Annotated in this window: 23 protein-coding genes, 1 other RNA gene and 1 pseudogene; 10 read left to right on the forward strand and 15 right to left on the reverse strand. The window is 73.2% G+C overall.

The window, feature by feature from the left end:
- Positions 1-121 precede the first annotated feature (121 nt).
- On the forward strand, positions 122-1,327 hold the full coding sequence (locus tag ABT034_RS29445) for a serine hydrolase domain-containing protein (RefSeq protein ID WP_502973083.1): 1,206 nt from the start codon (positions 122-124) through the stop codon (positions 1,325-1,327).
- A gap of 54 nt (positions 1,328-1,381) precedes the next feature.
- On the opposite strand, the gene ABT034_RS29450 is transcribed toward ABT034_RS29445, so the two are convergent.
- Positions 1,382-1,843 (reverse strand): VOC family protein, encoded by a 462-nt coding sequence (locus ABT034_RS29450; RefSeq protein ID WP_351220111.1) that lies wholly within the window; start codon positions 1,841-1,843, stop codon positions 1,382-1,384.
- A 175-nt stretch (positions 1,844-2,018) separates the two neighbouring features.
- On the opposite strand from ABT034_RS29450, the gene ABT034_RS29455 reads away from it, so the two are divergent.
- Positions 2,019-2,579, forward strand: a complete 561-nt coding sequence (locus tag ABT034_RS29455) for an SMI1/KNR4 family protein (protein WP_351220112.1) — start codon at positions 2,019-2,021, stop codon at positions 2,577-2,579.
- An 83-nt stretch (positions 2,580-2,662) separates the two neighbouring features.
- Positions 2,663-3,178: a DUF1203 domain-containing protein gene (locus ABT034_RS29460; protein ID WP_351220113.1), complete on the forward strand. Its 516-nt coding sequence runs from the start codon at positions 2,663-2,665 to the stop codon at positions 3,176-3,178.
- A 49-nt stretch (positions 3,179-3,227) separates the two neighbouring features.
- Here ABT034_RS29460 and ABT034_RS29465 read toward each other — a convergent pair whose 3' ends face one another.
- Together ABT034_RS29465 and rnpB are read right to left on the reverse strand one after the other, a co-directional pair.
- Positions 3,228-4,001 carry a glycosyltransferase family 2 protein gene (locus tag ABT034_RS29465; RefSeq protein ID WP_351220114.1) on the reverse strand — a complete coding sequence of 258 codons (774 nt, stop codon included), beginning with the start codon at positions 3,999-4,001 and terminating at the stop codon, positions 3,228-3,230.
- Positions 4,002-4,109: 108 nt separating this feature from the next.
- Positions 4,110-4,508: RNase P RNA component class A (rnpB, locus tag ABT034_RS29470), an RNA gene on the reverse strand.
- A gap of 145 nt (positions 4,509-4,653) precedes the next feature.
- On the opposite strand from rnpB, the gene ABT034_RS29475 reads away from it, so the two are divergent.
- Both ABT034_RS29475 and ABT034_RS29480 read left to right on the forward strand, forming a co-directional pair.
- The gene (locus tag ABT034_RS29475) at positions 4,654-5,415 is read left to right on the forward strand and encodes a MerR family transcriptional regulator (protein WP_351220115.1); all 762 of its coding nucleotides are present in this window, start codon (positions 4,654-4,656) and stop codon (positions 5,413-5,415) included.
- A complete protein-coding gene (locus tag ABT034_RS29480) occupies positions 5,412-6,317 on the forward strand; it encodes a hypothetical protein (RefSeq protein ID WP_351220116.1) in 906 nt (301 codons plus the stop codon). Before ABT034_RS29475 ends, ABT034_RS29480 begins: the two co-directional genes overlap by 4 nt.
- Here the strand turns inward: ABT034_RS29480 and ABT034_RS29485 are convergent.
- A complete protein-coding gene (locus ABT034_RS29485) occupies positions 6,262-7,758 on the reverse strand; it encodes an RNB domain-containing ribonuclease (RefSeq protein ID WP_351220117.1) in 1,497 nt (498 codons plus the stop codon). The two genes, ABT034_RS29480 and ABT034_RS29485, sit on opposite strands and share 56 nt — an antisense overlap.
- A 142-nt stretch (positions 7,759-7,900) precedes the next feature.
- Between ABT034_RS29485 and yaaA the strand changes: the two genes are divergently transcribed.
- Both yaaA and eda read left to right on the forward strand, forming a co-directional pair.
- The gene (gene yaaA / locus ABT034_RS29490; RefSeq protein ID WP_351220118.1) at positions 7,901-8,668 is read left to right on the forward strand and encodes a peroxide stress protein YaaA; all 768 of its coding nucleotides are present in this window, start codon (positions 7,901-7,903) and stop codon (positions 8,666-8,668) included.
- 66 nt (positions 8,669-8,734) lie between these two features.
- Positions 8,735-9,436, forward strand: a complete 702-nt coding sequence (eda, locus tag ABT034_RS29495; RefSeq protein WP_351220142.1) for a bifunctional 4-hydroxy-2-oxoglutarate aldolase/2-dehydro-3-deoxy-phosphogluconate aldolase — start codon at positions 8,735-8,737, stop codon at positions 9,434-9,436.
- Here the strand turns inward: eda and ABT034_RS29500 are convergent.
- The 5 genes from ABT034_RS29500 to ABT034_RS29520 all read right to left on the reverse strand — a co-directional run bounded on the left by ABT034_RS29500 (position 9,408) and on the right by ABT034_RS29520 (position 14,377).
- On the reverse strand, positions 9,408-10,223 hold the full coding sequence (locus ABT034_RS29500) for a GNAT family N-acetyltransferase (protein ID WP_351220119.1): 816 nt from the start codon (positions 10,221-10,223) through the stop codon (positions 9,408-9,410). The two genes, eda and ABT034_RS29500, sit on opposite strands and share 29 nt — an antisense overlap.
- A gap of 80 nt (positions 10,224-10,303) precedes the next feature.
- Entirely contained in the window at positions 10,304-11,707 is a 1,404-nt protein-coding gene (locus ABT034_RS29505) for a bifunctional RNase H/acid phosphatase (RefSeq protein ID WP_351220120.1), read from the reverse strand.
- A complete protein-coding gene (locus ABT034_RS29510) occupies positions 11,707-12,450 on the reverse strand; it encodes a zinc ribbon domain-containing protein (RefSeq protein ID WP_351220143.1) in 744 nt (247 codons plus the stop codon). Before ABT034_RS29510 ends, ABT034_RS29505 begins: the two co-directional genes overlap by 1 nt.
- Complete coding sequence (locus ABT034_RS29515) at positions 12,447-13,265, reverse strand: Nif3-like dinuclear metal center hexameric protein (RefSeq protein WP_351220121.1); 819 nt, start codon at positions 13,263-13,265, stop codon at positions 12,447-12,449. Before ABT034_RS29515 ends, ABT034_RS29510 begins: the two co-directional genes overlap by 4 nt.
- Positions 13,266-13,339: 74 nt before the next feature.
- On the reverse strand, positions 13,340-14,377 hold the full coding sequence (locus ABT034_RS29520; RefSeq protein ID WP_351220122.1) for an ABC transporter substrate-binding protein: 1,038 nt from the start codon (positions 14,375-14,377) through the stop codon (positions 13,340-13,342).
- Between the two features lie 227 nt (positions 14,378-14,604).
- Here ABT034_RS29520 and ABT034_RS29525 point away from each other — a divergent pair, with 227 nt between their 5' ends.
- Positions 14,605-15,765 (forward strand): hypothetical protein, encoded by a 1,161-nt coding sequence (locus tag ABT034_RS29525; protein WP_351220123.1) that lies wholly within the window; start codon positions 14,605-14,607, stop codon positions 15,763-15,765.
- A gap of 48 nt (positions 15,766-15,813) precedes the next feature.
- Positions 15,814-15,942, forward strand: a complete 129-nt coding sequence (locus tag ABT034_RS29530; RefSeq protein WP_351220124.1) for a hypothetical protein — start codon at positions 15,814-15,816, stop codon at positions 15,940-15,942.
- A 109-nt stretch (positions 15,943-16,051) separates the two neighbouring features.
- Here the strand turns inward: ABT034_RS29530 and ABT034_RS29535 are convergent, their stop codons facing one another.
- Genes ABT034_RS29535 through chsH3 form a run of 3 tightly spaced genes read right to left on the reverse strand, consistent with a single transcriptional unit; the run spans position 16,052 to position 19,034 of the window.
- Positions 16,052-17,014, reverse strand: a complete 963-nt coding sequence (locus ABT034_RS29535) for a 3-oxoacyl-ACP reductase (protein ID WP_351220125.1) — start codon at positions 17,012-17,014, stop codon at positions 16,052-16,054.
- Positions 17,015-17,064: 50 nt separating this feature from the next.
- Positions 17,065-18,141, reverse strand: a complete 1,077-nt coding sequence (locus ABT034_RS29540) for a Zn-dependent alcohol dehydrogenase (RefSeq protein WP_351220126.1) — start codon at positions 18,139-18,141, stop codon at positions 17,065-17,067.
- A gap of 38 nt (positions 18,142-18,179) precedes the next feature.
- Positions 18,180-19,034, reverse strand: a complete 855-nt coding sequence (gene chsH3 / locus ABT034_RS29545) for an enoyl-CoA hydratase ChsH3 (RefSeq protein WP_351220127.1) — start codon at positions 19,032-19,034, stop codon at positions 18,180-18,182.
- Between the two features lie 312 nt (positions 19,035-19,346).
- Between chsH3 and ABT034_RS29550 the strand changes: the two are divergent.
- A pseudogene (locus ABT034_RS29550) lies at positions 19,347-19,783 on the forward strand (response regulator); the annotation flags it as partial.
- A gap of 49 nt (positions 19,784-19,832) precedes the next feature.
- Here ABT034_RS29550 and ABT034_RS29555 read toward each other — a convergent pair.
- The 3 genes from ABT034_RS29555 to ABT034_RS29565 form a co-directional block, all read right to left on the reverse strand.
- Positions 19,833-21,122 (reverse strand): phospholipase D-like domain-containing protein, encoded by a 1,290-nt coding sequence (locus ABT034_RS29555; protein ID WP_351220128.1) that lies wholly within the window; start codon positions 21,120-21,122, stop codon positions 19,833-19,835.
- 14 nt (positions 21,123-21,136) lie between these two features.
- Positions 21,137-22,621, reverse strand: a complete 1,485-nt coding sequence (locus ABT034_RS29560; RefSeq protein ID WP_351220129.1) for an MFS transporter — start codon at positions 22,619-22,621, stop codon at positions 21,137-21,139.
- Between the two features lie 156 nt (positions 22,622-22,777).
- Positions 22,778-23,971: a lipid-transfer protein gene (locus ABT034_RS29565; protein WP_351220144.1), complete on the reverse strand. Its 1,194-nt coding sequence runs from the start codon at positions 23,969-23,971 to the stop codon at positions 22,778-22,780.
- Position 23,972 lies beyond the last annotated feature (1 nt).

A 23,972-nucleotide genomic window follows, 5' to 3' on the forward strand; every position in this document is an offset into this window, starting at 1 on the left:
GGGCCTCCCCCGATCGGGGGAGTACTTTCTCCCGCTTTCCCGCGATGCGCGCCGGGGCCCCGGAATCCATGATCGTGGCCTGCCCGGTCGACGGGCCCCGAGACTTCCACGGAGCTGACTCATGCGCACTCGGACCAGCCAAGCCGCCCCCGCCCCCACCCCTCACGGCCGACGGCGCGGAGCCCTCATGGCCGCCGCCGCGATGGCCGTCGCCGTCATGACGGCGGGCGCCCTGACACCGCCGACGGCGTCCGCCGCCGCGCGACCGGACACCGCGCGAGCGGACATGGCGCGGCCGGACGCCGTGCAGCAGGGCCTGGAAGCGCTGGTACGGGACGGCCAGCCCGCCGCCCTGGCGACCGTCCAGGACGGCCACGGCCGCACCCGTACCTACACCGCGGGCGTCGGTGACCTCGCCACCGGCGCGAAGGTGCCGAGGGACGGCCAGGTGCGGATCGGCAGCAACACGAAGACGTTCACCGCCGTGGTCGTCCTGCAACTGGTCGGCGAGGGGAAGGTCGCCCTCGACGCCCCGGTGGACACCTACCTCCCGGGCCTCGTACGGGGGAAGGGGCGCGGGAAGGGCATCGACGGGCGCCGCATCACCGTCCGTCAGCTCCTCCAGCACACCAGCGGACTGCCCGAGTACGGGGAGCACGTCGGCGACGACGAGCTGGCGCACCGGTACTTCGAGCCCCGCGACCTCGTGGACATCGCCCTCGCGTACCCGGCCGTGTTCGCGCCGGGGAAGAAGTGGTCGTACAGCAACACGAACTACATCGTGGCCGGCCTGATCGTGCAGAAGGTCACCGGCCGTCCCCTGGCCGAGGAGATCGACCGGCGGATCGTCAAGCGCATCGGGCTGCGCCACACCTACTTCCCCGCCGCCGGTGACAAGACCATCAGGGAGCCGCACCCGAGGGGCTACCGCTGGCTGACGGAGGGCGGAAAGCCGCTCGACTACACGGAGATCGACCCGTCGGCGGCCTGGGCGGCCGGCCAGATGATCTCCACCAACTCCGACCTCAACCGTTTCTTCACCGCGCTCCTGGACGGCGAACTCCTCCCGGACGCCCAGCTCGCCCAGATGCGCACCACCGTCCCGGTCGCGGACACCGGCGCCCACTACGGCCTCGGGCTCATGAGCAGGAAGCTGTCCTGCGGCGGCGTCTACTGGGGCCACGGCGGCGACATCGTGGGCTACGAGACGCGGGGCGGCGCGACCGACGACGGCCGCGCCGCGAACATCGCGGTGACGAGCATCCCGGCGGACATCGCGGGCACGAGGAGCGTGGAGAAGGTAGTGGACAAGGCGTTCTGCCCCTGAGGCGGCGAAAGCACCAGCGGAAGCCGCCACCAGCGGCGACAACCGACCTAGGCCTCAGTCCAGACAGAACTCATTGCCCTCGGGGTCGGCCATCACGATGAAGCCGGTGCTCATGGGGGGCTCGGGCTCGAAGCGGCGCAGCCGCTTCGCTCCCAGCGCGAGAAGCCGCTCGCACTCGGTTTCCAGCGCGGCCATCCGCTCCTCTCCCTCAAGGCCGGGGGCCGCGCGGACGTCGAGGTGCACACGGTTCTTGGCGACCTTGTCCTCGGGCACCTGCTGGAAGAACACGCGCGGACCGGCACCCTCGGGGTCCTCGATGGCGGACCGCGTGTTGCGCTGCTCCTCCGGTACGCCGATCCGCGCGAGGAAGTCGTCCCACGCGGCCAGCGGGTCGGCTCCCTCGGGCAGGTCGACCCCGGGCGGGCCGGGGTGCACGTAGCGGAGGACATCGCGCCAGAAGGACGACAGGGCCCGGGGGTCGTGGGCGTCGAAGGTGACCTGGAACCGGCGGCTCATGGGACTGCTCCGTTCGTAGCGGGGTGACGCGTCCATGAATCCACCCTGACACCCCATGCGGTCAGAAACGGTCCGCATCTCCGCGGGCGCCCAGAGCCGAACGGGTGCGGTTCGGCTCCCCGCGCCGGGCGACCCGGTGAGCCCGGGGCTCGCGGCGGAGACGTAGGGTCCGGGGATGACGAGCTGGGACGGGACGGGAGTACGCGCGCGGATCCGCGCGATGGCGGCGCAGGACCCGGAGTGCACGCGCTTCGGGTCGGACATGCACCGCTACGAGCTGACGCCCGCGCTGCCGGAGGGGGAGGTCGCCGCCTTCGAGGAGAAGCACGGCATCGCACTACCGGCGGAGTACCGCTCCTTCGTGACGGAGGTGGGAAACGGCCCCGCGGGCCCGGCCTACGGCGTGCTGCCGTTGACGGAGCCCCGGCCGGGGGTGGACGACGACTGGGCGGTGGACGACGAGTGGCGGGAGGACCGCCTCCCGGGCCGACTGGCCACACCGTTCCCCCTGCCAGACCCCCTCCCCGGTGCACTCGCCGCACCCGAGAAGCTGACGCCGGGCACGCTGACGCTGGCCGAAGAGGGCTGCGGCATGTACATCCGGCTGATCCTGACGGGCCCGCGAGCGGGCGAGGTCTGGCGCCTGGACCCGGACTGGGCCGGCTTCACGCCCGCGAGCCCGAACTTCCACGCGTGGTACACGGAATGGCTGCAACGCCCGTGGCCGAAGCGGTAGGCAACTCCGGCCGGTGGCAGCGCCCCAAAGCCCCGTCCGAATAACGCCAGCGACACGGCCACCCACCACGTAACCCTGACGGCATGAGCACCCACACGACGATCCACACCCCCCTCCCCATCTCCCCCTCGGCCCTGGCGGAACTGCGGGTCGCCGACGACGCCGGACGCGCCTGCGTGCCGTACACCGCGACCACCACCGACGCCGGCGACCCGCTCCGCTGCTGCCTGCGCCCCTCGGCGCCCGGGGAGCGGATCGCGCTCGTCTCGTACGCACCGCTGCGGCGCTGGGCCGCCGAGACGGGGGCGAACCCGGGCGCGTACGACGAACAGGGCCCGGTCTTCATCCACGCCGAGACCTGCGACGGCCCTGCGCCCTCGGCGCCGTACCCCTTCACCCGCCCCGGCGCCCTCCGCACCCTCCGCCGCTACGACACAACGGGCCGCATCACCGGAGGCCGCCTCCTGGAACTCCCGGAAACCCCCGACGATGCCCTGAACCAGGCCCTCACGGACGCCTTCACCGACCCCACGGTGGCCCTGGTACACGTCCGGGCGGTCGAGTACGGCTGCTTCCACTTCGAGGTCAGGCGCCCCTGACGACGAACGAGGACCCCACCAGGCGGCTGCACGGGCCCCGCCGTGGGTCCTAGATCCGCGAGTTGCGCATCGACTGCCACGCAGCGCCGGCCAGCGCCCGTGTCGCCCGCGGGAGAGACAGCCCCTCGTGCTCGCGGTACAGCTCCCAGTTGTACCGGACCAGCGACAACTTGTTGGAGGACAGCGATCCCGCCTGGTGGGCCCTGTACACCGCGAGCGGCTCGGGCAGACCCCGGGCGTCAGCGCCGTCGCGCATGATCGACAGCCACAGGGCGTAGTCCTGTCGCTTCCGCATCTCCGGCATCAGCCGCGTGCCGAGGACGGTGCGGTCGTACATGGCGGTCAGAGCGCCGATGTGGTCCCGGACCAGCATCGCGCGGTAGTCCACGTGTTCCCGCGCACGGACCACACGCCCGTTCGGGATGAAGTCGATGCTCTCGCCCTCGTAGTCGGCGTCCATCTTGAAGTACGAGGTGAACGTCAGAGGCGCACTACCCGCCGCGGCAAATTCGATCTGCCGCTCGGTCTTCTCCGGAAGCCACATGTCGTCACTGTCGAGAAAGGCGACGTAGTCCCCCCGGGCCCGCTCGAGAGCGAGGTTGCGTGCCCGGCCGGCGCCGCCCTGTTCCGGCGCCGATTCAGGCAGGACACGCTCGTCCTGCCGGGCCAACTCCATGAGCAGGTCCATCGAACCATCGGAAGACTTGTCGTCCGTGATCAGCAGCTCCAGGTCGCTGTGGGTCTGCGAGAGCACCGACCGAACCGCTGCGCCAAGAGTCGCTGCCGAGTTGTACACGGGCATCACGACGGACACCAGGGGCACAGCGCTTCTCCTTGCTCAGCCGAAGACGACGATCCATTCAAGCACTGCACGAAAGGGCCCCTGACCAGGCGGAAAACTGGTCAGGGGCCCTTCCCTCACGCGGGCCGGCAGACGAGTCGGGCTATACGCCGGGTTCTGTGCCCCGGGACCTCGCGGTCGTCGGGGCGACGGCCATCCATCTAGGACCGGCGTTGCCGCCGGCCTCCTGCGGTCTACCCGCGGACTCGGGCGAGCAGCCCTCGAACATCCGCGCAGGGACACCGGGGTGTCCCCTCTTGACCTTGCTCCGAGTGGGGTTTACCTAGCCGCCTGAGTCACCTCAGGCGCTGGTGGTCTCTTACACCACCGTTTCACCCTTACCGAGGACCTAGGTCCCCGGCGGTCTGTTTTCTGTGGCACTGTCCCGCGGGTCACCCCGGGTGGCCGTTAGCCACCACCCTGCTCTGTGGAGCCCGGACGTTCCTCGGGAAGATCCGAGGATCTCCACGCGGCCGCCCGCCCGGCTCGTCTGCCGTGCCGCCCATGCTACCCGCCGATTCGGAGCGAACCGGCCTCGGCGGGGAGCCGGCCTCGGAGGAGAGCTGCCCAGGAGAGACACGGTCCCCCGAGCGTCGCTTGACCTTGTCGCAGCGTCAGGGTTTCTACTGGGCGCATGCGTATCGGCGAGATCGCCGCCCTGGTCGGGGTCACCCCGCGGGCCGTGCGGCACTACCACCAGTCGGGGCTGCTGCCCGAGCCCGTGCGGCTGGCCAACGGGTATCGGGAGTACGGCGTCCGGGACGCCGTCCTGCTCGCCCGGATCCGGCGGCTCACCGAGCTGGGCCTCGGGCTCGACGAGGTGCGGGACGTGCTCGCGGACGACGAGGGGCGGGGGCTCGTGGAGGTGTTGGAGGAGCTGGCGGAGGATCTGGCGCGTCAGGAGGCGGTGATCCGGGTACGCCGGGAGCGCCTCGCCCCGCTCCTCGCCGAGGCACGCGCCGGGCGACTGCCCGCCGACGGGCCCGTGTCGCCGGAGCTCGCCGCACTCCTCGCGGGTCTCGGCGAGCTTCCCGAGTCCCCCATGGCGGCGAAGGACCGGGAGATCCTGGCGCTGCTCGACGTCGTCGTACCGGAGGAGGAGCGGGCCCGGCTGATGGGCCTGATGCGGGACACGGCGGAGCACGCGCCCGTGCTGTACCCGCTCCTCGACGCGCTCGCCGGGGCGGCGCCGGACGACCCCCGGGTCACGGAGGCCGCCCAGGCGCTCGCCGACTGCCTGCCCGACGAGCTGGGGGTCGAGATCCCCGGCCCTGGCGCCGGTTCCGCCGACGCCTCCCTCGCCGACACCTTCTTCGCGGACCTCGCCCCGGCCCAGTCGGCGGCCGTCCGCCTGGCGATCCGCCTGGTCAGAGAACGACGGGAGCAGAGCCGATGACGACGACTACGGGCATCGACGGCAGCCGCCCCGCGGGGGTGGACCGGACCCCCATCCGCCGCACCCGGCCCCTCCGCCTCCTCCGTCTCCTCGCCTACGTCGCCCTTCCCGCCGAGGTCGTCCTCGCCGTCCTGCTCGTCGGCGGCGTCCGGATACCCGGGCCCGTGTGGGCCGTCGCCGAACTCCTCGCCGTCGTGCTCCTGCTCGCCGAAGGTCTCGCCTATCTCCGGCTGCGGCGCCGCGGGCTCTCCCGGCGGGCCGCCGCGGCCGAGCTGGTGCCCCTCCCCGTGCTGCGGATCATCGGTCACGAGCTGCGGATCATGGCCAGTCTGCTGCGGTGGGCGGCCCGGCGGCCGCAGGGCGTGGACGGCGCGGACGCGGTGTTCCCGCACGCACGTGACCAGGCGGCGCTGATGTACGGCTTCGCGTTCGTGTGCCTGGTCGAGACGGTCGGCATGTCGTACCTGCTCGCCGACTGGCCCCTCGTCCACGCCGTCGTCCTCGTCCTGGACGTGTACACCGTGCTCTTCGTCCTCGGGCTGCACGCCGCCTCCGTGACCCGCCCGCACACCCTCACCGGGGACGTCCTGCGACTGCGGCAGGCCGCGCACGTCGACGTGCGCCTCCCCGTCGACCGGATCGCCGCCGTCCGCCACGAGCTGCGTTTCACACATGAGAAGACCGAGGGCGAGCTGAACCTCCCCGTCGGCTCCCAGACCTCCGTCACGATCGAGCTGACCGAGCCCATGGACGTACCCCGGCTGCTCGGCGGGCATCGGCCCGTACGCGTCTTCCGGGTGCACGCGGACGACCCGCGCGCCCTGCACAAGCAACTCACGCAGGCGCTCACACGGGTGCGAACAGCACCTTCGCCGTCCCCGGGTCCGCCTCCGTCAGCCTGACCCGCAGCCACTCCCCCAGCGGCAGCCGCGTCTCGCCGCCCGCGATCCGGGCGACGACCGCCGGGTCGTCCAGGTGGACGGTGCCGACGGACGGCTCACGCTCCTTCACGTCGATCACGTACGCGTCGAAGATCTCACCGACCCGCTCCCTCAGCAGGGCCGCCTCGACGATGTCGACGCTCTCGCGCTCGACGGCGTTGGCGCGGCGCGAGCCGGCGGCCATCTCGTCGGGGAGCGCGGGCAGGGCGGCCCGTACCCACTCGGGCGGTTCGTCGCCCGCGACCGCCGCCAGGCACAGCTCGCCCGCGTAACGGTCGACGAGCCGCCGCAGCGGCGCGGTGCAGTGGGTGTACTCGTCGGCGACGGCGGCGTGCACGGCGGGGGTGGGGACGTGGCCGTCGGTGAAGACGGTGTACCCGGCGCCGCGCAGCAGGGTGGTGCACTCCTGGAGGAAGGCGGCGTGGCGCGGGTTCGCGGGGTCGGCGGCGCGGACGACGTCCGCGTACGAGACGTGGTGGGGCCAGTCGACGCCGAGGGCCTGCGCGGAACGGCGCAGGCGGGCGACGGCGCCGTCGGGGGCGGTGGGGAGGGTGCGCAGGATGCCGGTGCCGGCTGCGGTCATGAGGTCGGCCGCGGCCATGCCGGTGAGGAGGGAGATCTGGGCGTTCCAGCCGTCGGCGGGGAGCGGTGCGCGGTAGGCGAGGGAGTAGGTGCGGTCGTGGGGATCGGCTGGAACGTCAGGGTGGTCGCGGCCGCGCTCGCCGCGCGGGTCCTGCTCGACGATCTCCTGCTCGGGGACGTTGAGGGAGATCCCGCCGCGTTCGGCTTCGAGGGCCTCGCGGAGCCGGCCGATCTCGCGGAGGAGGGCCAGCGGTTCCTCCGCCGTACCGGAGTCGATCTTCCGCTGCACGCCCGCGTAGTCGAGTTTGGCGCGGCTGCGGACGAGGGCGCGGCGGACGTCGGTGGCGACGCGGCGCCCTTCGGCGTCGAGGTCGATCCGCCAGAGCAGGGCGGGCCTGGGTTCGCCGGGGAGGAGGCTCGCGGCGCCCTCGGAGAGGACCGGGGGGTGGAGCGGGATCCTGCCGTCCGGGAAGTAGAGGGTGAGGACGCGCCGGTGGGCCTCGGCGTCGAGGGCGGAGCCCGGGGCGACGAAGGCGGCGACGTCGGCGATGGCGTAGTGGACGCGGTAGCCGCCGTCGGCCCTGCGGGCCAGGTGCATGGCCTGGTCGAGGTCGGTGGAGGTGGGCGGGTCGACGGTGAAGAACGGCAGGTCGGTGGCGTCGTGCGCGGGAAGCCGGGGGGCCTTCACGGCGGCCTCGGCCGCGGCGAGGACGGCGGGCGGGAAGTCCTCGGGGATCGCGAGCTCGGTACGGAGTGCGCGCAGGGCGGCCCGCAGCGGAGCCTCGGCTGCGCCGGTCACGTGAATGTGGCGGCGGGGCATGGACCGAGCCTAGGGCGGGGATCTGCGCGGGGCATGTCGGGGCGGTCGGGGATCGGGCGGGCGGCGGGGAACCCGTCCCGCGCTTTGTAGGCTGGGCTGCCGGGGCCGCACCCCCGTCCCGTACGTACGAAGGAGAACCACCGTGCTCGTGCTGTTGCCGCCCTCCGAGGGCAAGGCCTCCTCGGGGCGCGGGGCGCCGCTCAAGCCGGAGTCGCTGTCCCTGCCGGGGCTCGCCCAGGCGCGGGCGGCGGTCCTGGACGAGCTGGTCGAGCTGTGCGCGGCCGACGAGGAGAAGGCTCGGGAGGTCCTCGGTCTGAGCGAGGGCCTGCGGGGCGAGGTCGCGAAGAACGTGGAGCTGCGGACGGCGGGCGCCCGGCCGGCCGGCGAGATCTACACGGGTGTCCTGTACGACGCGCTGGGGCTGGCGACCCTGGACGCGGCGGCCGGGAAGCGGGCGGACCGGTCGCTGCTCGTGTTCTCCGGGCTGTGGGGCGCGGTGCGGGTGACGGACCGGATTCCGTCGTACCGCTGCTCGATGGGGGTCAAGCTGCCGGGGCTCGGCGCGCTCGGCGCGCACTGGCGCGGCGCGATGGCGTCCGTACTTCCCGAGGCGGCCGGGGACGGTCTGGTCCTGGACCTGCGGTCGTCGGCGTACGCGTCGGCGTGGAAGCCGAAGGGGGAGGTGGCGGCGCGGACGGCGACGGTACGGGTGCTGCACGCGCCGACCCGGAAGGTGGTCTCCCACTTCAACAAGGCGACGAAGGGGCGGATCGTACGGAGCCTCCTGGAGGCGGGCGCGGCTCCGCGGTCGCCGGATGAGCTGGTGGTGGCCCTGCGGGACCTCGGGTACGTGGTGGAGGAGGGCGGGAAGGCGGGGGCGCTCGACGTGCTGGTGGACGAGATTCACTGACCGTCGTTGCATGCTCTGCAACGTTCGTTGCGGAGGGTACGCACCCCCGGCAGGATGGCGCTCATGATGACCAGCGTCTTCGATCTGACCCCCGCCGCCCCCGCAGGCACCGGGCCCGTCCCCGTCATCCCCGTGGTCGTGATCGACGACGCCGCCGACGCCGTACCCCTGGCGCGCGCCCTCGTGGCCGGTGGGCTGCCGCTGATCGAGGTCACCCTGCGCACCCCGGCCGCGCTCGACGCCGTCCGTGCCATCGCGGCCGAGGTGCCGGACGCGGTCGTCGGCGCGGGGACGGTCGTCTCGCCGGCCGGGGTCGCGGACGCGGTCGGCGCCGGCGCCCGCTTCCTCGTCAGCCCCGGGTGGACGGAGCGGCTGCTCGGCGCGCTGCGGGAGTCGGGCGTACCGTTCCTGCCGGGGGTTTCGACGGCCTCGGAGGTCGTGGCGCTGCTCGAACAGGGCGTGGACGCCATGAAGTTCTTCCCGGCCGAGGCGGCGGGCGGCGTCCCGTACCTGAAGTCGCTCGCGGGCCCGCTCCCCCAGGCCCGTTTCTGCCCGACCGGCGGCGTCTCCCTCGCCTCCGCCCCCGCGTACCTGTCGCTGCCGAACGTCGGCTGCGTCGGCGGTACGTGGATGCTGCCGCCCGACGCCCTCGCCGCCGGCAACTGGGCGCGGGTGGAGACGCTGGCGCGCGAGGCGGCGGGGCTGGGGGCGAGGCTGGCGGCGGGGCCGGGGGCGTCCGTCAGCGAGACGCCGGCGCCGGTTCGGTGAACTCCACGCCCAGGTGGTCGGTCACCGGGCGGTAGCCGAGCCGCTGGTACAGGGCGTTGCTCGTGGGGTTGGCCAGGTCCGTGAAGAGCAGGACCTGGTCGGTACCCGCGTCCTGGGCGGCACGGCTGACGGCGGCGGTGACGCCCGCCGCGTGGCCCCTGCCGCGGTCGGCGGGCGGCGTGTAGACGAGGTGGACCCGGGCCTGGCCCTCGATCGTGCGGGAGACCGCGGCCATCGAGACCGGGCGGCCGTCCGGGGTCTCCCAGAGCCACAGCCGGCCCTCGGAGATCCGCTCGGTGACCGGGCCCGTGAAGTCCTGCTCGGGGTCCTCCCCGATGTCCCGGGCGAAGCCGCGCGCCCAGGCGGCGACGAGCGGTATGTCCACCCCGTCCGCGACGCGGGCCCGGCCCTCGGGGGCGGGGTCCGGCGGGGTCAGCTCGCCGAGCCGGAAGAGCCGCATCCGGACGGTGGGCGTCCAGGGGCGGCCCGAGGCCTCCGCGTACGCCTCGACCGCGGCCGTCTCGCCGCGCAGCTCCGTCGGCTCGGCGCCCGCCGGGAAGGCGAGGGCACGGGCCGCGTCGACGGTCATCGCCCCGAAGGAGGGCACGCGGGGCGGCGACTCCGCGAACACGCCCGTGACGCGTCCGTCGGGCTCGGCCCACCAGCCGAGCCGGTCCGCCTGGTCCATGAGGGTCAGTACGGCGGTGTTACGGGCGGGCTCGGCGGCGAGGTGGTCCGCCGCGGCGGTACGGAACGCGCGGGCGTCCTCGGTGAAGTGCCAGGTCATGACGGGATGGTGGTACGGGGGGACGGCACCGCGCCACCCCTTTGCCGACCCCGGTCCCGGCCCCGGTCCCGGCTGGGCTTTCAGGTCCTCAGGTGCGAGGTGTCGTTGAGGAGCCGTACGGAGGCGTTGCCGTCCGCGTAGTAGGCCACGGCGGAGATCGACGCGGCCGAGAGCTCCATCCGGAACAGCGACTCCGGCGGGGCGCCGAGCGCGAGCCGGACCAGGGTCTTGATCGGCGTGACGTGGGTGACGAGGAGGACGGTCCGGCCCGCGTGGGCGGCGGCCAGCCGGTCCCGGGTCGCGGCGACACGGCGGGCGACGGTCGCGAAGCTCTCGCCGCCGCCGGTCGGCGCGGCCTTCGGGGAGGCGAGCCAGGCGTCGAGGTCCTCCGGGTGGCGCTCCCGGACCTCGCCGAAGGTCAGCCCCTCCCAGGCGCCGAAGTCGGTCTCGCGCAGTCCCTGTTCGATCCGCACGTCCAGCCCGAGGCGGGCGGCGACGGCGGCGGCGGTCTGCCGGCAGCGGGTGAGCGGCGAGCTGACGATCTCCTGGATGGTGCCGCGCGCGGCGAGCGCGTCGGCGACGGCCTGCGCCTGCCGCAGCCCGGCCGCCGAGAGTTCGGGGTCGGTGCCCCCGCTCCCCGAGAACCGCTTCTCGGGCGTGAGCGCGGTCTCGCCGTGCCGCAGCAGCACGAACGTGGCGGGCGCCCCCATGTCGGGCCCGCCCGACCAGCCCTGGCGGGGGGCGGGCGCGACGGCCTGCGGCTGCGCCGGCAGGGCGGACGCGGGCCGCGCCACGGCGGCCTCGACCTCGAAGTCACCGGTCGCCTCGACGGCGGTGGGGGCGGTGGAGGCGGCGGGGATGGCTGCGGCGGAGGTGCCCTGTGCGGGCGCGGGAGTGGAGGCGTCCACTCCCCCCAGCCGTGCCCCCAGCGCCGCCCGAGCGCGGGCCGCGCCCGCCGTCGCGTCTCCGGGCGGGCCCGAGGGGGGCGGGGCGGCGGCGTTGCGGGCGGCGGAGGTGTCCAGGGCCGCCGTCGAGGCCGACGGCTCCCACTGGCGGCCCCGCTTGCCCGCGTCCATCGCCTCGTTCGCGAGCCGGTCCGCGTGCTTGTTGCGCTCGCGCGGGATCCACTCGTAGCGGACCCGGCCCGCCGGGAAGACCCGGCCGGCCTCGGCGGCGAGCGGCTTCATGTCCGGGTGCTTGATCTTCCAGCGGCCGGACATCTGCTCGACGACCAGCTTGGAGTCCATGCGGACGTGGACGACGGCGTCGGGGAACAGTTCCCTGGCCGCTTTGAGGCCCGCCACCAGGCCCTTGTACTCGGCGACGTTGTTCGTCGCCACGCCGATGTACTCGGCCGCCTCCGCGAGCGTCTCGCCCGTGGCGGGGTCCAGGACGACCGCCCCGTAGCCGGCGGGACCCGGGTTGCCCCGGGAGCCCCCGTCGGCCTCGACGATCAGCTCTCGCGAAGACGGAAGGGCGGACATTACAGGCCGGACTCCGAGGTGCGGACGAGGATGCGGCGGCAGTTCTCGCAGCGTACGACCGCGTCACGGGCCGCGGCGCGGACCTCGTTCAGCTCGGTGATGTTGAGCTCGATGTGGCAGCCCTCGCACTTGCGCTGGTACAGCCGGGCCGCGCCCACACCGCCCTGCTGCTCGCGCAGCTTCTCGTACAGCTTGAGGAGGTCGGCCGGGACGGAGCCCGCGATGAGCTCGCGCTCCTTCGCCACGGAGGCGGCCTCGGCGTCGAACTCGCTCTCGGCGGCGTCGCGCCGGGCGGTGGCGTCGTCGGTCTTGGACTGGACGGCGGAGACCCGCTCGGTCAGCTCGGTGAGGCGCTCCTGCACCGACTCGCGGCGCTCCATGACCTCCAGGACGATCTCCTCCAGGTCGCCCTGGCGCTTGGCGAGGGAGACGATCTCGCGCTGGAGGTTCTCCAGGTCCTTCGGGGAGGACACGGCGCCGGAGTCGAGGCGCTGCTGGTCGCGCGCGGCCCGCTGGCGGACCTGGTCGACGTCCTGCTCGGCCTTGGTCTGCTCACGGCCGCAGTCGCTCTCCTGGGTCTGCGCGGCGACGAGCAGGTCGCGCAGCTGGGTGAGGTCCTTGGTCAGCGACTCGATCTCGGCGTGCTCGGGCAGCGACTGCCGCTTGTGGGCGAGCTGCTGGAGGCGGACGTCCAGGGCCTGGACGTCGAGGAGGCGGATCTGGTCGGCGGGCGCGGCGTTCAGTTGGGGGCTCCAGGGGAGGTGTGGTGGGAGGACCAGGGGTCGGTGACCGTCTTCGAGACGTGGACGCGGAGGTCCCAGCCGTGGCGGTCGGAGATCTCGTCGAGCTGGGTGGCGGCCTGCTGGCACCAGGGCCATTCGGTGGCCCAGTGGGCGGCGTCGACGAGACCGAGCGGTGAGTGCTGGGTGGCCTCGGAGACGGGGTGGTGGCGCAGGTCGGCGGTGAGGAAGGCGTCCACGCCGGCGGCCCGTACGGCGTCGAAGAGGCTGTCGCCGGAGCCGCCGCTGACGGCGACGCGGCGGACGGTCATGGTGGGGTCGCCCGCCACCCGGATGCCCTGCGCGGTGGCGGGCAGCCGCTTCGCGGCGCGTGCGGCGAAGTCGGCGAGGGTCTCGGGGTGGTCGAGTTCGCAGATCCGGCCGAGGTTGTTCTCGGGTACGAGGGGGCCGGTGACCCGCAGGTCGAGGGCGCCCGCGAGGGCGTCGGAGACGCCGGGGTCCGCGGTGTCGGCGTTGGTGTGGGCGACGTGGAGGGCGATGTCGTGCTTGATGAGCCCGTGCACGACACGGCCCTTGAAGTGGCCGGCCGCGACCGTCGTCGTACCGCGCAGATAGAGCGGGTGGTGGGTGACGATCAGGTCGGCGCCGAGGGCGATCGCCTCGTCGGCGATCTCCTGGACGGGGTCGACGGCGAAGAGCACACGGGTGACCTGGGCGTCGGGGTCGCCGCAGACGGTGCCGACGGCGTCCCACGACTCGGCCCGCTCGGGTGGCCAGAGGGCGTCGAGCGCGGCGATGACTTCAGACAGACGGGGCACGAGGAAAGGCTACCTGTCCCGCGTGCCCCACTGTCCGGCCCGGTGGGCGCCGCGGCGCCCGGTCCCCGGCGCGGCTACTTCTTGACGAGGTCCGCGCGCAGGTCGTCGAGGACGCTGTTCGCGGCCGTCACGCCGAGGCCGAGGTACCAGGTCTCGTCCGGGACGTCCTTCGCCTGGCCGGCCTTGACCGCCTTGAGGTTCTTCCAGAGCGGGTTGGCCTGGGCGGTGTCCTTCTTGGTGGCCTTGGCGTCGCCGTACACGCCGGTGAAGATCCAGTCGCCGTCGGCCTCGTCGATCTTCTCCGGGCTGATCTCGGCCGCCAGGTCGTTGATCTGCTGGTTCTTGGGCCGGGGCAGGCCGGTGTCCTCGAGGATGGTGCCGATGAAGGACGCCTTGGCGTAGAGGCGGATCTTGCCGGGGAGGTAGCGGACCATGGAGATCGTCGGCTTGTTCGGGCCGATGTCCGTGCCGAGCTGCTTCGCCTTGGTCTCGTACGCGCCGAGCTTCTCCTTCGCCTCTGCGGTCTTGTCGAGCGCGGCGGCGTTGAGGAGGTAGTTCTCCTTCCAGATGAAGCCCGGACGGATGGAGAACACGGTCGGCGCGATCTTCGACAGTTCGTCGTACTTGTCGGCGGCGCGCAGCTGGCTGCCGAGGATCAGGTCGGGCTGGAGGTTGGCGATGGCCTCCAGGTTGAGGTTGTTGATGGTGCCGACGGACTTCGGGGCGCCGGCGTCCTTCTTGAGGTAGCCGGGGATGCCGTCGTCGCCCTCGGCGGGGGCGTAGCCGACGGGCTGGATGCCGAGGGAGACGACGTTGTCGAGCTCGCCGACGTCGAGGACGACGACCCGCTTGGGCGCGGCCTTCAGCTCGGTCTTGCCGAGGGCGTGGGTCAGGGTGCGGGGGAACTGGCCCGCCTTCGCGTCCGTGCCCATGGCCGCCGTCTTGGCCGCCGCGTCGCCGAAGTCCTTGCCGCCGGTGGCGACGTCCTTCTTCTTGCCCGTGTCCTCCTTCGAGGAGGCGTCGGATCCTCCGTCGCCTCCTCCGCAGGCCGCGAGCGAGAGCGAGGCGGCGAGGGCGACGACGGCGGCGGTGCCGCGACGGCGGAGGGACATGAGGAGGCTCCTGTACGGGTCCTGGCGGGGATACGGGCGCGCCTGTCCGGAGCCGCAGGCTCCGTTTAGGTTCGCCTTACCTTACTCACCACCGGCAACTCCAGCACACCCACCCCCCACCCCTCAGCGGAATCGCCACACGACCACCCTTATGTGTGAAGTGACCCTGCTCGTGTTGTTCGGCTGGAAGTGCGAAAACTAGCTTCGTGGCCGGAGGTGACGAGTCGATGACAGCGTGTGCCATCGAAACGACGGCCGAGGACGACGACGCCGGGAAGCAGGACGGCGGCGGCGGCGCCTGGCCGACGGGGTTCACGATCACGGCGAACGGCGCGTACGCGGCGAGGCTCGCGGGCGCCGGGGACGCCCTGTACGTGGAGCGGTGGACCCTCGACGGGCCGGAGCCGTACGCCGTGCCGCTCCCCCTCGGCCAGCCGGAGGAGCCGGGCACCCAGCTGGGGCCCCTCGCGGACGGCCGGGTCCTCGTCGCCCGCCGCGTGGACGGGCGGCGGAACACGTTCTCGCTGCTCTACCCCACCGGCCCGGCCACCGGCGAACTCCCGCTCGGCTCCGTGGAGGCCCCGGGCTCCGAGCGCCTGGTGCTGCTCCCGCCCTCGCCGGACGGCATCTGCGCGTACGCGATGTGCGTCGGCCCCGACACGACCACGCTGTGGCTGGTCGCGGGCGGCGCCTTCGGCCCGGAGCAGGTGGCGGAGGTCAAGGGCCGCTGCACGGGCGGGGTGTGGCTCGACCGTACGGGCCGGATGCTCGCGCTCGACCGGCAGCTCGGCGACGGTCCTGTGAAGGCCGTCGCCGTCGACCTGGAGCGGGGCGGGGAGACGACGCCGCTGCTCCAGATCACCGACGACAGCCACGACCGGCTGCTCCTCGCGGACCCGGACAGCGGGCTGCTCCTGATCCGCTCCGACGCGCCGTCGCCGGGGCACGAGCGGCTCGGCTGGGGAGTACTCGGAAGTCTGCTTCCGGTGCGGTTCCCGGAGTGCCTGCGGCTCGACGACGCGGCGGTGACGCCGTTCGCCGTGCAGCCGGGTCAGGTGCTGATGCCGGAGAGCTGCGCGGTGGCGCTGCGGATCGACGCGGCGGGCGGCAGCTGGGTCGGGACCTGGCAGCCCGCGGCGCGGCGGATGGGCCAGGTGGCCGCACCCATGGGCTGGCTGGCGGGAGCGGGGCTGTGGACGGCCGGGGGCGTACTGCGGCTGCCGTACGTGACGCCCGGGGCGCCCTGCGGGCTCGCGGACCTCCAGGCGCCGCCGGAGCCCGAGCCGGTGCCGGTCGCGGTCGCGGCGGCGGTCGTCGAGGAGCCCCGGGTGTGCCGTCCGGTGCCGCTTCAGCAGGCACCTCTCACCGACCGCAAACCCGCTGGTTAGACTCTCGGGCTGCACAGCAAGACCGATGTCAACGGGGTGAGTTCGACCATGTCGGAAAACAGCACGCACGGGCAGGAGCCGAACGGTTCCGGCAAGCACCGCGGTGAGGCCGCGCCGACGGAGGACTCCGCGTCCTCCCCGCACGGCCGCCACCGCCGCGAGCCCGACGCGCAGTGAGTAGGTAGTTCGGTGAGGCGAAGGGCCCCGGGGTCTCCCCCGGGGCCCTTCGTCTTCCCCACCGCGGACCGTCTCCCGACGGCCGGCCCTCGGCCTCCCCGCGCCGCCCTCAGCCCTTCTTCAGGGCCAGCACCTCCGCCGCCGCGAAGGTCTCCCCCGCCGGGCGGGAGGCGTAGTGCGGGGTGAGCAGGCCGTCGAGTTCCTCGTACGTGAACGCCTCCTTGGCCGTGTCGAACTTGGCCGACACCCGCGGCCGGTCCACGACCGCCACCATCCCGCCGTGTACGACGAGCAGCTGGCCGTTGACCCCGGAGGCGGCCGGGGAGGCGAGATAGCCGACGAGCGGCGCCACGTGGTCCGGGGACAGCGGATCGAGCCCGCCCTCGGCCGTGGGCTCCGCGCCCCTCTTGATTGCGGGAATGGCCGCGAACACGTCCTCCGTCATCCGCGTCCTGGCCCGCGGGCAGATCACGTTGGCCGTCACCCCGTACCGGGCGAGCGCGAGGGCCGTCGAGGTGGTCAGGCCCACGATGCCGCCCTTGGCCGCCGCGTAGTTGGGCTGACCGGCCGAACCGGCGAGGAAGGCCTCGGACGAGGTGTTGACGATCCGGCCGTAGACGCCGCTCTCCCCGGCCTTGGCCCGCCCCCGCCAGTGCACGGCGGCGAAGTGGGTGGTGTTGAAGTGGCCCTTGAGGTGGACCCGTACGACCGAGTCCCACTCGTCCTCGCTCATCGAGAAGACCATCCGGTCGCGCAGGATGCCCGCGTTGTTGACGAGGACGTCGAGTTTGCCGAACTCGGCGACGGCCAGGTCGACCAGGGCCCGTGCGGTCTCGAAGTCGGAGACGTCGCCGAGGTGCGCGACCGCGCGGCCGCCCGCCGCGCGGATCTCCGCCGCGACCTCGTCGGCGGGCGCGGCGGAGGCCGCGCCGGAGCCGTCGCGGCCGGGCTGCCCGTAGTCGTTGACGACGACGGCGGCGCCGAGCCGGGCGAGTTCCAGGGCCTCGGCGCGGCCGAGACCGCGCCCGGCGCCGGTGACGATCGCGCTCAGCCCCTCAAGAGGGAGTGACATGGGTCGGTTCCTCTCAGATCTCGGAGTTCGAGCCTCGGATCTCGGAAGTCTCAGATCTCGATGCAGGTGCGGAGGGCGGCGCCCGTACGCATCTGCTCCAGGGCCTCGTTGATGCCCGCGAGCGGCACCCGGTGGGTGATGAGCGACTCCAGGTCGATGCGGCCCGCCCGCCAGAGCGCGATGGCCCTCTCGTACGAGCGGAGCACGTCCCCGCCGCCGTACATGGACGGCAGGATCCGCTTCTCGTCGAAGAACAGCTCGAACATGCTGAGCTGGAGGTAGTCGTCGAGGGCGCCCGCGCCGACGACGCAGAGGGTGCCGCCGCGCCGGGTCGTCTCGTACGCGGTGCGGGCGGTGGCGGACTTGCCGACGACCTCGAAGACGTAGTCGAAGCCCTCCCCGCCGGTGATCCGCTGCTTGGCGTCGGCGAGGGCGTCCGGGGCGACGGCCTCGGTGGCACCGAAGCGGAGCGCGGCCTCGCGCCGCGACTCGACGGGGTCGACGGCGATGATCTGGGCGGCGCCCTGGAGCCTGGCGCCCTGGATCGCAGAGATGCCGACGCCTCCGCAGCCGATGACGGCGACCGACGAACCGGCCTCCACCTTGGCCGTGTTGATGGCGGCGCCGAGGCCGGTGGTGACGCCGCAGCCGATGAGGGCGGCGATCTCGAAGGGCACGTCGTCGGGGATCGGGACGGCGCAGCCGGCGTCGACGACGACCTCCTCGGTGAAGGTGCCGGTGCCGGCGAAGCCGAAGAGGTCGCCGCCGGGGCGCTTGAAGTTGGGCGTGCCGGCGTTCATGAAGCCGGCCAGGCACAGCTGCGTCTGGCCGCGCTTGCAGGCGGGGCAGCTGCCACAGGCGGGCAGCCAGCAGAGCAGGACGCGCTGGCCCTGGTCGAGTCCGGTGACGCCGTCGCCGACGTCGAGGATCTCGCCCGCGCCCTCGTGGCCGGGGATGAAGGGGGCGGGCTGCGGAAGGACGCCGCTCATCGCGGAGACGTCGGAGTGGCAGAGGCCGGTGGCCCTGACCCGGATCCGTACCTTGCCGGGGCCGAAGCCCACCGCCTCGACGTCGTCGAGGACTTCGAGTTTGTCCTGGCCGATCTCGTGCAGTACGGCTGCGCGCATGGTGCGGCTCCCCTCAGGAGTACGGCGGTACGGAAGTGTCAGGAGTGTTCGACGAGGGTGTCGGCGAGTACGGGGGCGTCGTCGCGCTCCACGGCCGTCACCGTCACCTGGACGCGGCCGTCCCCGGTCCACATCCGGATGCGCAGGGTCTCGCCGGGGAAGACGACCCCGGCGAAGCGGGTGCGGTACGCGTGGACCCGGGCGACGTCTCCGCCGAGCACCGTGTCCACCACCGCCTTGAGGGTCATGCCGTACGAGCAGAGGCCGTGCAGGATCGGCCTGTCGAAGCCGGCCAGCTTGGCGAACTCGGGGTCGGCGTGGAGCGGGTTCCAGTCCCCGGAGAGCCGGTAGAGCAGGGCCTGTTCCTCGCGGACCGGGCGTTCGGCGGTGACGTCGGGCGCGCGGTCGGGGAGGGCGAGGCGCTCGGAGGGCCCCCGGTCGCCGCCCCAGCCGCCCTCGCCGCGTACGAAGATCTGGGCGTCGCTGGTCCAGAGCGGGCCGTCCGCGTCGGCGGCCTCGGAGCGCAGGACGAGGACGGCGGCCTTGCCCTTGTCGTACACGGCGGCGACGCGGGAGGTGGAGACGGCGCGGCCGGCGACGGGTACGGGGCGGTGGAGCGTGATCGACTGGCCGCCGTGGAGGACGGCGGCGAGGTCGATGTCGATGCCGGGGGCGGAGAGCCCGCCGACGACCCCCATGCCGGCGCCGGCGACGGTGGCGAAGCTGGGCAGGACGTGGAGCCGGGACTCCAGGGTGTAGCGGAGCTCGTCGGGGTCGGTCGCCGGGGTGCCGGCGCCCAGGCCCAGGTGGTAGAGCTGGACGTCCTTGTGGTCCCAGGAGATCTCGGCGCTGCGGGGTTCGGCGGCGACGGCCTTGGCAGGGTCGATCGGCATCGGGCTGCTGCTCCTCGTGGAGTGGAAGACCTCGGCGCGGCCGTCCGCACCGTCGGCCGCACCGAGGCCGTGCGGGGACCGTCCCGTACGCGGCCGTTCTAGAACGCGTTCTAGGTCGGTGGTCCCCATGTATAGCCGAGCCGATCGCGGTTGTGAACCCTCCTGACGTTACGTCAGAAACGGCGTCGGCGTGTCCTGCGCGCGCGGTTCGCGGCCGCAGGCGGCACGCTTGTCCCGGGACCGCCCCGGGGCGGTCCGGGTCGCCGCGGAGCCCCGTGGCGGCCCCGGCCCGCACGACGGGGAGCCCACGGAATGATCAGGATCCTGCTCGCCGAGGACCAGCGGGCGGCACGGAGCGCGTTGGCGGTGCTGCTCGGGATGGAGCACGACTTCGAGGTCGTCGCGCAGGTCGGGCGGGGCGACGAGGTCGTGGACGCGGCGCTCGTCGCCCGGCCCGATGTGGCGTTGCTCGACGCCGGACTGCCCGGGCGGTCGGCGTTCGACGCCGCCGGGGATCTGCGCGACGAGGTGCCGGACTGCCGGGTGCTGGTCCTGGCGACCTCCGGGCGGCCGGGGTACCTGCGGCGGGCGAGGGAGGCGGGGGCCGCCGGGTTCCTGGTCAAGGACGGGCCGGTGGAGGAGCTGACCGAGGCGGTCCGGCAGGTGCTGCGCGGGGAGACGGTGATCGACCCGGTGCTCGCGGCGGCGGCGGACACCGGGGAGGAGGAGGGCTGACGGCCCGCGACCGTACGGAGCGGAGGCGGTGCGGGCCGACCGGCGGCGGGAGCCGCGTACCCCCTACAGCTCGCGTTCCGCGAGGGAGGCCGCGCGCTGGGCCTCGAAGTTCGCCGCGTACTGGGCGAAGACGGCCGTGTCCTCGTACTTGAGCAGCGTCTCGTCGTTGACCGTGAGCGCCATCCCCGTGTACGTGTGGCTGCCGGTGAAGACGATCTTCTTGTCGACGCCGTTGAGGTACGTGCCCTCGACCAGCAGGTACTTGGTGTGGGTGTCGGAGCCGCCACGGCTGTCGTTGTCGAGCTTGTGCAGGATGACCCGGCCCTTCCCCGACGTCGGCCTCGTCAGCCAGGAGGACACCTCGGACTGGGGCTTCCCGGTCGCCGCGTCCCAGTTCTCAAGGGAGCGGTACACGATCTCGACGTGGCAGCCCTTCTCCGCGAGCTCCCACAGCTGCTTCGCCACCTCGGTGCGGGTGATGTGGCCCTGGGCGATGCGGATCTTCGTACGGCCGTCGGTGGTGCCGAAGCCCGGGGAGTTGCCGCCGCAGGGGTTCGCGGTGCCGGCCGGGGCGACCGTCTTCAGGATGTTGACGACCACGTCAGTGCTGGACCGGGGGAAGAAGTAGACCTTGGCCTTGCCGGCCTGGGTGTCGTGGGCGTAGTCCGCGACCTGCGGCCGCTCCCCGACGGCCGCCGCCGCCTGGTCGTCGAAGTAGCGGGTGTACGCGGCGAACAGTTCCGTGTTGCCCACCACCGTCAGGGCGTCGTTCCACCAGGCGTCCGTGTCCTGCCCGGTGAGGTTGCCGGAGGACTGCACCACCACGTTGTCGACGGGGGTGTCGCCCTTGCCTTTGGTACGGGAGAACAGGAAGAACTTGTTGTGGTTGACGTTGGTGTACCAGCCGGTGGGGTTCGCGGCCGTGGTGCCCGGGTCCAGGGCGAGGCAGGCCTCCGACGTCTTGCAGGTACGCACCCAGGACGGCGCGCTGCCGGGCTTCGCCAGCTCCGTCGCGAGGTAGGTGGCGGCGCCGGAGGTGCTGTCGCCGTCGAGGACCACCTGGACGGAGACGCCCCGCCGGTGGGCGGCGACCAGCCGCTCGGCCATGTACTGGGAGTGGAACAGGTACAGGGAGATCCGGATGGACGACCCCGCCTCGGCGCCGTCGACGAGACCCGTGAGGTGGAAGAGGATGCGTCCCGTTGCGGCCTTGTCGGTGCTCGTCGGGTCGTTGAATATCGCGCCGGTGGTCACGGCCACGACCGGTTCCGCCGACGCCGAGGGCGCCACCGTCAGGGCGGCGCCGACGGTGAGCGCGGTGACGGCCGTCCTGAACCTGCTCTTGATCATCATGGGGGCATTGTCACCTACGCCCGGCGTCGGACCGGCTCCTTGGGCAGCCAGAGCAGCATCAGCGCGGCCGCCGCCACGAGGACGCAGGCCGAGACGCGGAAGGCCATCGCGTAGCCGGGGACGAGGTAGGAGAAGTCCGGCGTCGGAGTGTAGGAGGAGTAGGGGACCGCGGGGGCCGTCGCCGCGACGGCCGCCGCGACGGTCGTGAGCGTCGCCAGACCGAGCGCGCCGCCCATCGTGCGGGAGGTGTTGACGAGGCCAGAGACCAGGCCCGCGTCGCCCGGCGCGGCGCTGGAGGTGGCGAGGGTCGCGAGCGGGGTCGTCGCGAGGCCGATGCCGGCCATCATGAGGACGCCGGGGCCCAGGATCGTGCCGAGGAAGGTGCCGTCGGCGGTCAGCGTCGACTGCCAGGCGAAGCCTCCGGCGGCGAGGAGCGCGCCGATGACGGCGAGGTTCCTGGCGCCGACCACCGGCATCAGATGGGGGGCGAACTTGGACCCGAGGAGCACGCTGACGGAGCTGGGTATGAGGGCGAGACCGGCCTGGAGCGGGGTGTAGTCGAGGACGCTCTGCGCGTACACCGTCATGAAGAACCACATGGCGAACGAGCTCGAACCGCACAGCAGGATCGCCGCGTTGGCCGCCGACACGGCCCGGTTGCGGAAGATGCCCAGCGGCACCAGGGGTTCCCGGGTGCGGGACTCCACGACGACGAAGACGGCGAGCAGGGCGAGGCCGCCGAGCAGCGGCAGCAGAGTGGCGGGGGCGGTCCAGCCCGCCATCTCGGTCTGCACGATGCCGTACGCGAGGGTGGCGAGGCCCGCCGTGACGAGGACGGCGCCCGGGAGGTCGAGGCGGCGACCGGCGGCGGTGCGGCTCTCGCGCAGCCAGAGGGCGCCCGCGGCGAGGACCAGGATGCCGATGGGGACGTTGATGAGGAGGACCCAGCGCCAGGAGAGCAGGTCGACGAGGAGGCCGCCGACGAAGCCGCCCGCCGCGCCGCCGGCGGCGCCGACCGCCGTCCAGGTGCCGATGGCCCGGGTGCGTGCGGCGCCCGGCGGGACGGCGCCCGTGATCAGGGTGAGGGTGGCCGGTGCGAGGAGGGCCGCGCCGAGGCCCTGCGCGGCGCGGGCGCCGATCAGGTACTGGCCCTCGGGGGCTATGCCGCCGACGGCGGAGGCCGCGGTGAAGAGTCCGAGCCCGAGCAGGAACATCGCCTTGCGGCCGTAGAGGTCGGCGGCCCGCCCGCCGAGCAGCATGAAGCCGGCGAAGGCGATCGAGTAGGCGTTGAGGACCCATTGGAGTCCCAGCGTGGAGAGCCCGAGATCGGCCTCCAGTGACGGCAGGGCGACGTTCATGACGGAGACGTCGAGGACGACGAGGAACTGCCCCGCGCAGGCCGCGAGGACGACGAGACCGGGGCGGGCCGGGGCGGGTGGGGGAGGGAGGGGAGGGGTGGAGGGCGCGGGGGCCTTGCGGAGGGGGTCGTTCTGCGGCATGGATGTGATGGTCGCAGACCACCCCCGCCCCGTACATACACCGAGAGTCCTACGGCTGGGGCCCGAGCGGCTACGGCTCGCGCCCCAGCGACTAAGGCTCGGACCCAGCCGTTACGGCTCCCGCAGCCGCCCCAGCTCCCGCAGCCGCCCCGGCCGCTACGGCTTCCGCAGCAGCGTCACCACCGCCGCCCCTCCCAGGCCGATGTTGTGCGCGAGCCCGACCCGCGCCCCCGCCACCTGCCGCGCCCCCGCCTCGCCCCGCAGCTGCCACACCAGCTCGGCGGTCTGCGCGAGGCCCGTCGCGCCCAGGGGGTGGCCCTTGGAGATGAGGCCGCCCGAGGGGTTCACGACCCATCGTCCGCCGTACGTCGTCGCCCCCGACTCGACGAATTTGCCGGAGGCGCCCTCCTCGCACATGCCGAGCGCCTCGTACGTGAGGAGTTCGTTGATGGAGAAGCAGTCGTGGAGCTCGATGACGTCGACGTCCTCGATGCCGAGTCCGGAGCGCTCGTACGCCTGCCGGGCGGCGGCCCGGGACATGGGGCGGCCGACGGCGTCGATGCAGGAGCCGGAGGCGAAGGACTCCTCGGTGTCGGTGGTCATCGACTGCCCGGCGATCTCGACCGCCCGCCCCCGCAGCCCGTGTTCACCGACGAACCGTTCGGACACGACGAGGGCCGCCGCCGCGCCGTCGGAGGTGGGCGAGCACTGGAGCTTGGTGAGCGGCCGGTGGACGGTCTTGGCGGCGAGGATCTCGTCGACGGTGTAGATGCCCTGGAACTGGGCGTACGGGTTGTTCACCGAGTGCTGGTGGTTCTTGGCACCGACGGCCGCGAGCTGCACCTCGGTCGTCCCGTACCGCTCCATGTGCTCGCGGGCGGCGTTGCCGAAGATCTGGGCGGTGGGCGGGGAGGCCTCGAAGCCGTGGGCGGCGGCCATGATCCCGTAGTGCCGGGCGACGGGTGAGGTCGCGAAGTCACCGGCGCCGCCCGCTCCGCCGCCGAGCGAGCCCCGGCTCATCTTCTCGAAGCCGAGGGCGAGGACGCAGTCGGCGAGGCCGCCCTCGACGAACTGGCGGGCGACCATGAGGGCGGTCGCGCCGGTGGCGCAGTTGTTGTTGAGGTTGTGGACGGGGATGCCGGTGAGGCCGAGTTCGTACACGGCGCGCTGTCCGGCGGTGGAGGCCTGGAAGCAGTAGCCGACGGTGGCCTGCTCCACGCGCGCGTAGGGGACGCCCGCGTCGGTGAGGGCGGCGGTGCCGGCCTCGCGGGCCATGTCCCAGTACTGCCAGTCCCGGGTCTCGGGCTTCTCGAACCTGGTCATTCCGACGCCGACGACGTACGCCTTCATC

Origin of the sequence: Streptomyces sp. NPDC002773, from assembly GCF_040295605.1 — a bacterium.
Classification (GTDB): Bacteria; Actinomycetota; Actinomycetes; order Streptomycetales; family Streptomycetaceae; genus Streptomyces.

Excerpts from the sequence above, each read along its gene's own strand:
- ABT034_RS29445 (WP_502973083.1), top strand. The coding sequence starts at position 122 with ATGCGCACTCGGACCAGCCAAGCCGCCCCCGCCCCCACCCCTCACGGC.
- ABT034_RS29450 (WP_351220111.1), bottom strand. The coding sequence starts at position 1,843 with ATGAGCCGCCGGTTCCAGGTCACCTTCGACGCCCACGACCCCCGGGCC.
- ABT034_RS29455 (WP_351220112.1), top strand. The coding sequence starts at position 2,019 with ATGACGAGCTGGGACGGGACGGGAGTACGCGCGCGGATCCGCGCGATG.
- ABT034_RS29460 (WP_351220113.1), top strand. The coding sequence starts at position 2,663 with ATGAGCACCCACACGACGATCCACACCCCCCTCCCCATCTCCCCCTCG.
- ABT034_RS29475 (WP_351220115.1), top strand. The coding sequence starts at position 4,654 with ATGCGTATCGGCGAGATCGCCGCCCTGGTCGGGGTCACCCCGCGGGCC.
- ABT034_RS29480 (WP_351220116.1), top strand. The coding sequence starts at position 5,412 with ATGACGACGACTACGGGCATCGACGGCAGCCGCCCCGCGGGGGTGGAC.
- ABT034_RS29485 (WP_351220117.1), bottom strand. The coding sequence starts at position 7,758 with ATGCCCCGCCGCCACATTCACGTGACCGGCGCAGCCGAGGCTCCGCTG.
- eda (WP_351220142.1), top strand. The coding sequence starts at position 8,735 with ATGACCAGCGTCTTCGATCTGACCCCCGCCGCCCCCGCAGGCACCGGG.
- ABT034_RS29500 (WP_351220119.1), bottom strand. The coding sequence starts at position 10,223 with ATGACCTGGCACTTCACCGAGGACGCCCGCGCGTTCCGTACCGCCGCG.
- ABT034_RS29505 (WP_351220120.1), bottom strand. The coding sequence starts at position 11,707 with ATGTCCGCCCTTCCGTCTTCGCGAGAGCTGATCGTCGAGGCCGACGGG.
- ABT034_RS29520 (WP_351220122.1), bottom strand. The coding sequence starts at position 14,377 with ATGTCCCTCCGCCGTCGCGGCACCGCCGCCGTCGTCGCCCTCGCCGCC.
- ABT034_RS29525 (WP_351220123.1), top strand. The coding sequence starts at position 14,605 with ATGACAGCGTGTGCCATCGAAACGACGGCCGAGGACGACGACGCCGGG.
- ABT034_RS29530 (WP_351220124.1), top strand. The coding sequence starts at position 15,814 with ATGTCGGAAAACAGCACGCACGGGCAGGAGCCGAACGGTTCCGGCAAG.
- ABT034_RS29535 (WP_351220125.1), bottom strand. The coding sequence starts at position 17,014 with ATGTCACTCCCTCTTGAGGGGCTGAGCGCGATCGTCACCGGCGCCGGG.
- ABT034_RS29540 (WP_351220126.1), bottom strand. The coding sequence starts at position 18,141 with ATGCGCGCAGCCGTACTGCACGAGATCGGCCAGGACAAACTCGAAGTC.
- chsH3 (WP_351220127.1), bottom strand. The coding sequence starts at position 19,034 with ATGCCGATCGACCCTGCCAAGGCCGTCGCCGCCGAACCCCGCAGCGCC.
- ABT034_RS29555 (WP_351220128.1), bottom strand. The coding sequence starts at position 21,122 with ATGATGATCAAGAGCAGGTTCAGGACGGCCGTCACCGCGCTCACCGTC.
- ABT034_RS29560 (WP_351220129.1), bottom strand. The coding sequence starts at position 22,621 with ATGCCGCAGAACGACCCCCTCCGCAAGGCCCCCGCGCCCTCCACCCCT.
- ABT034_RS29565 (WP_351220144.1), bottom strand. The coding sequence starts at position 23,971 with ATGAAGGCGTACGTCGTCGGCGTCGGAATGACCAGGTTCGAGAAGCCC.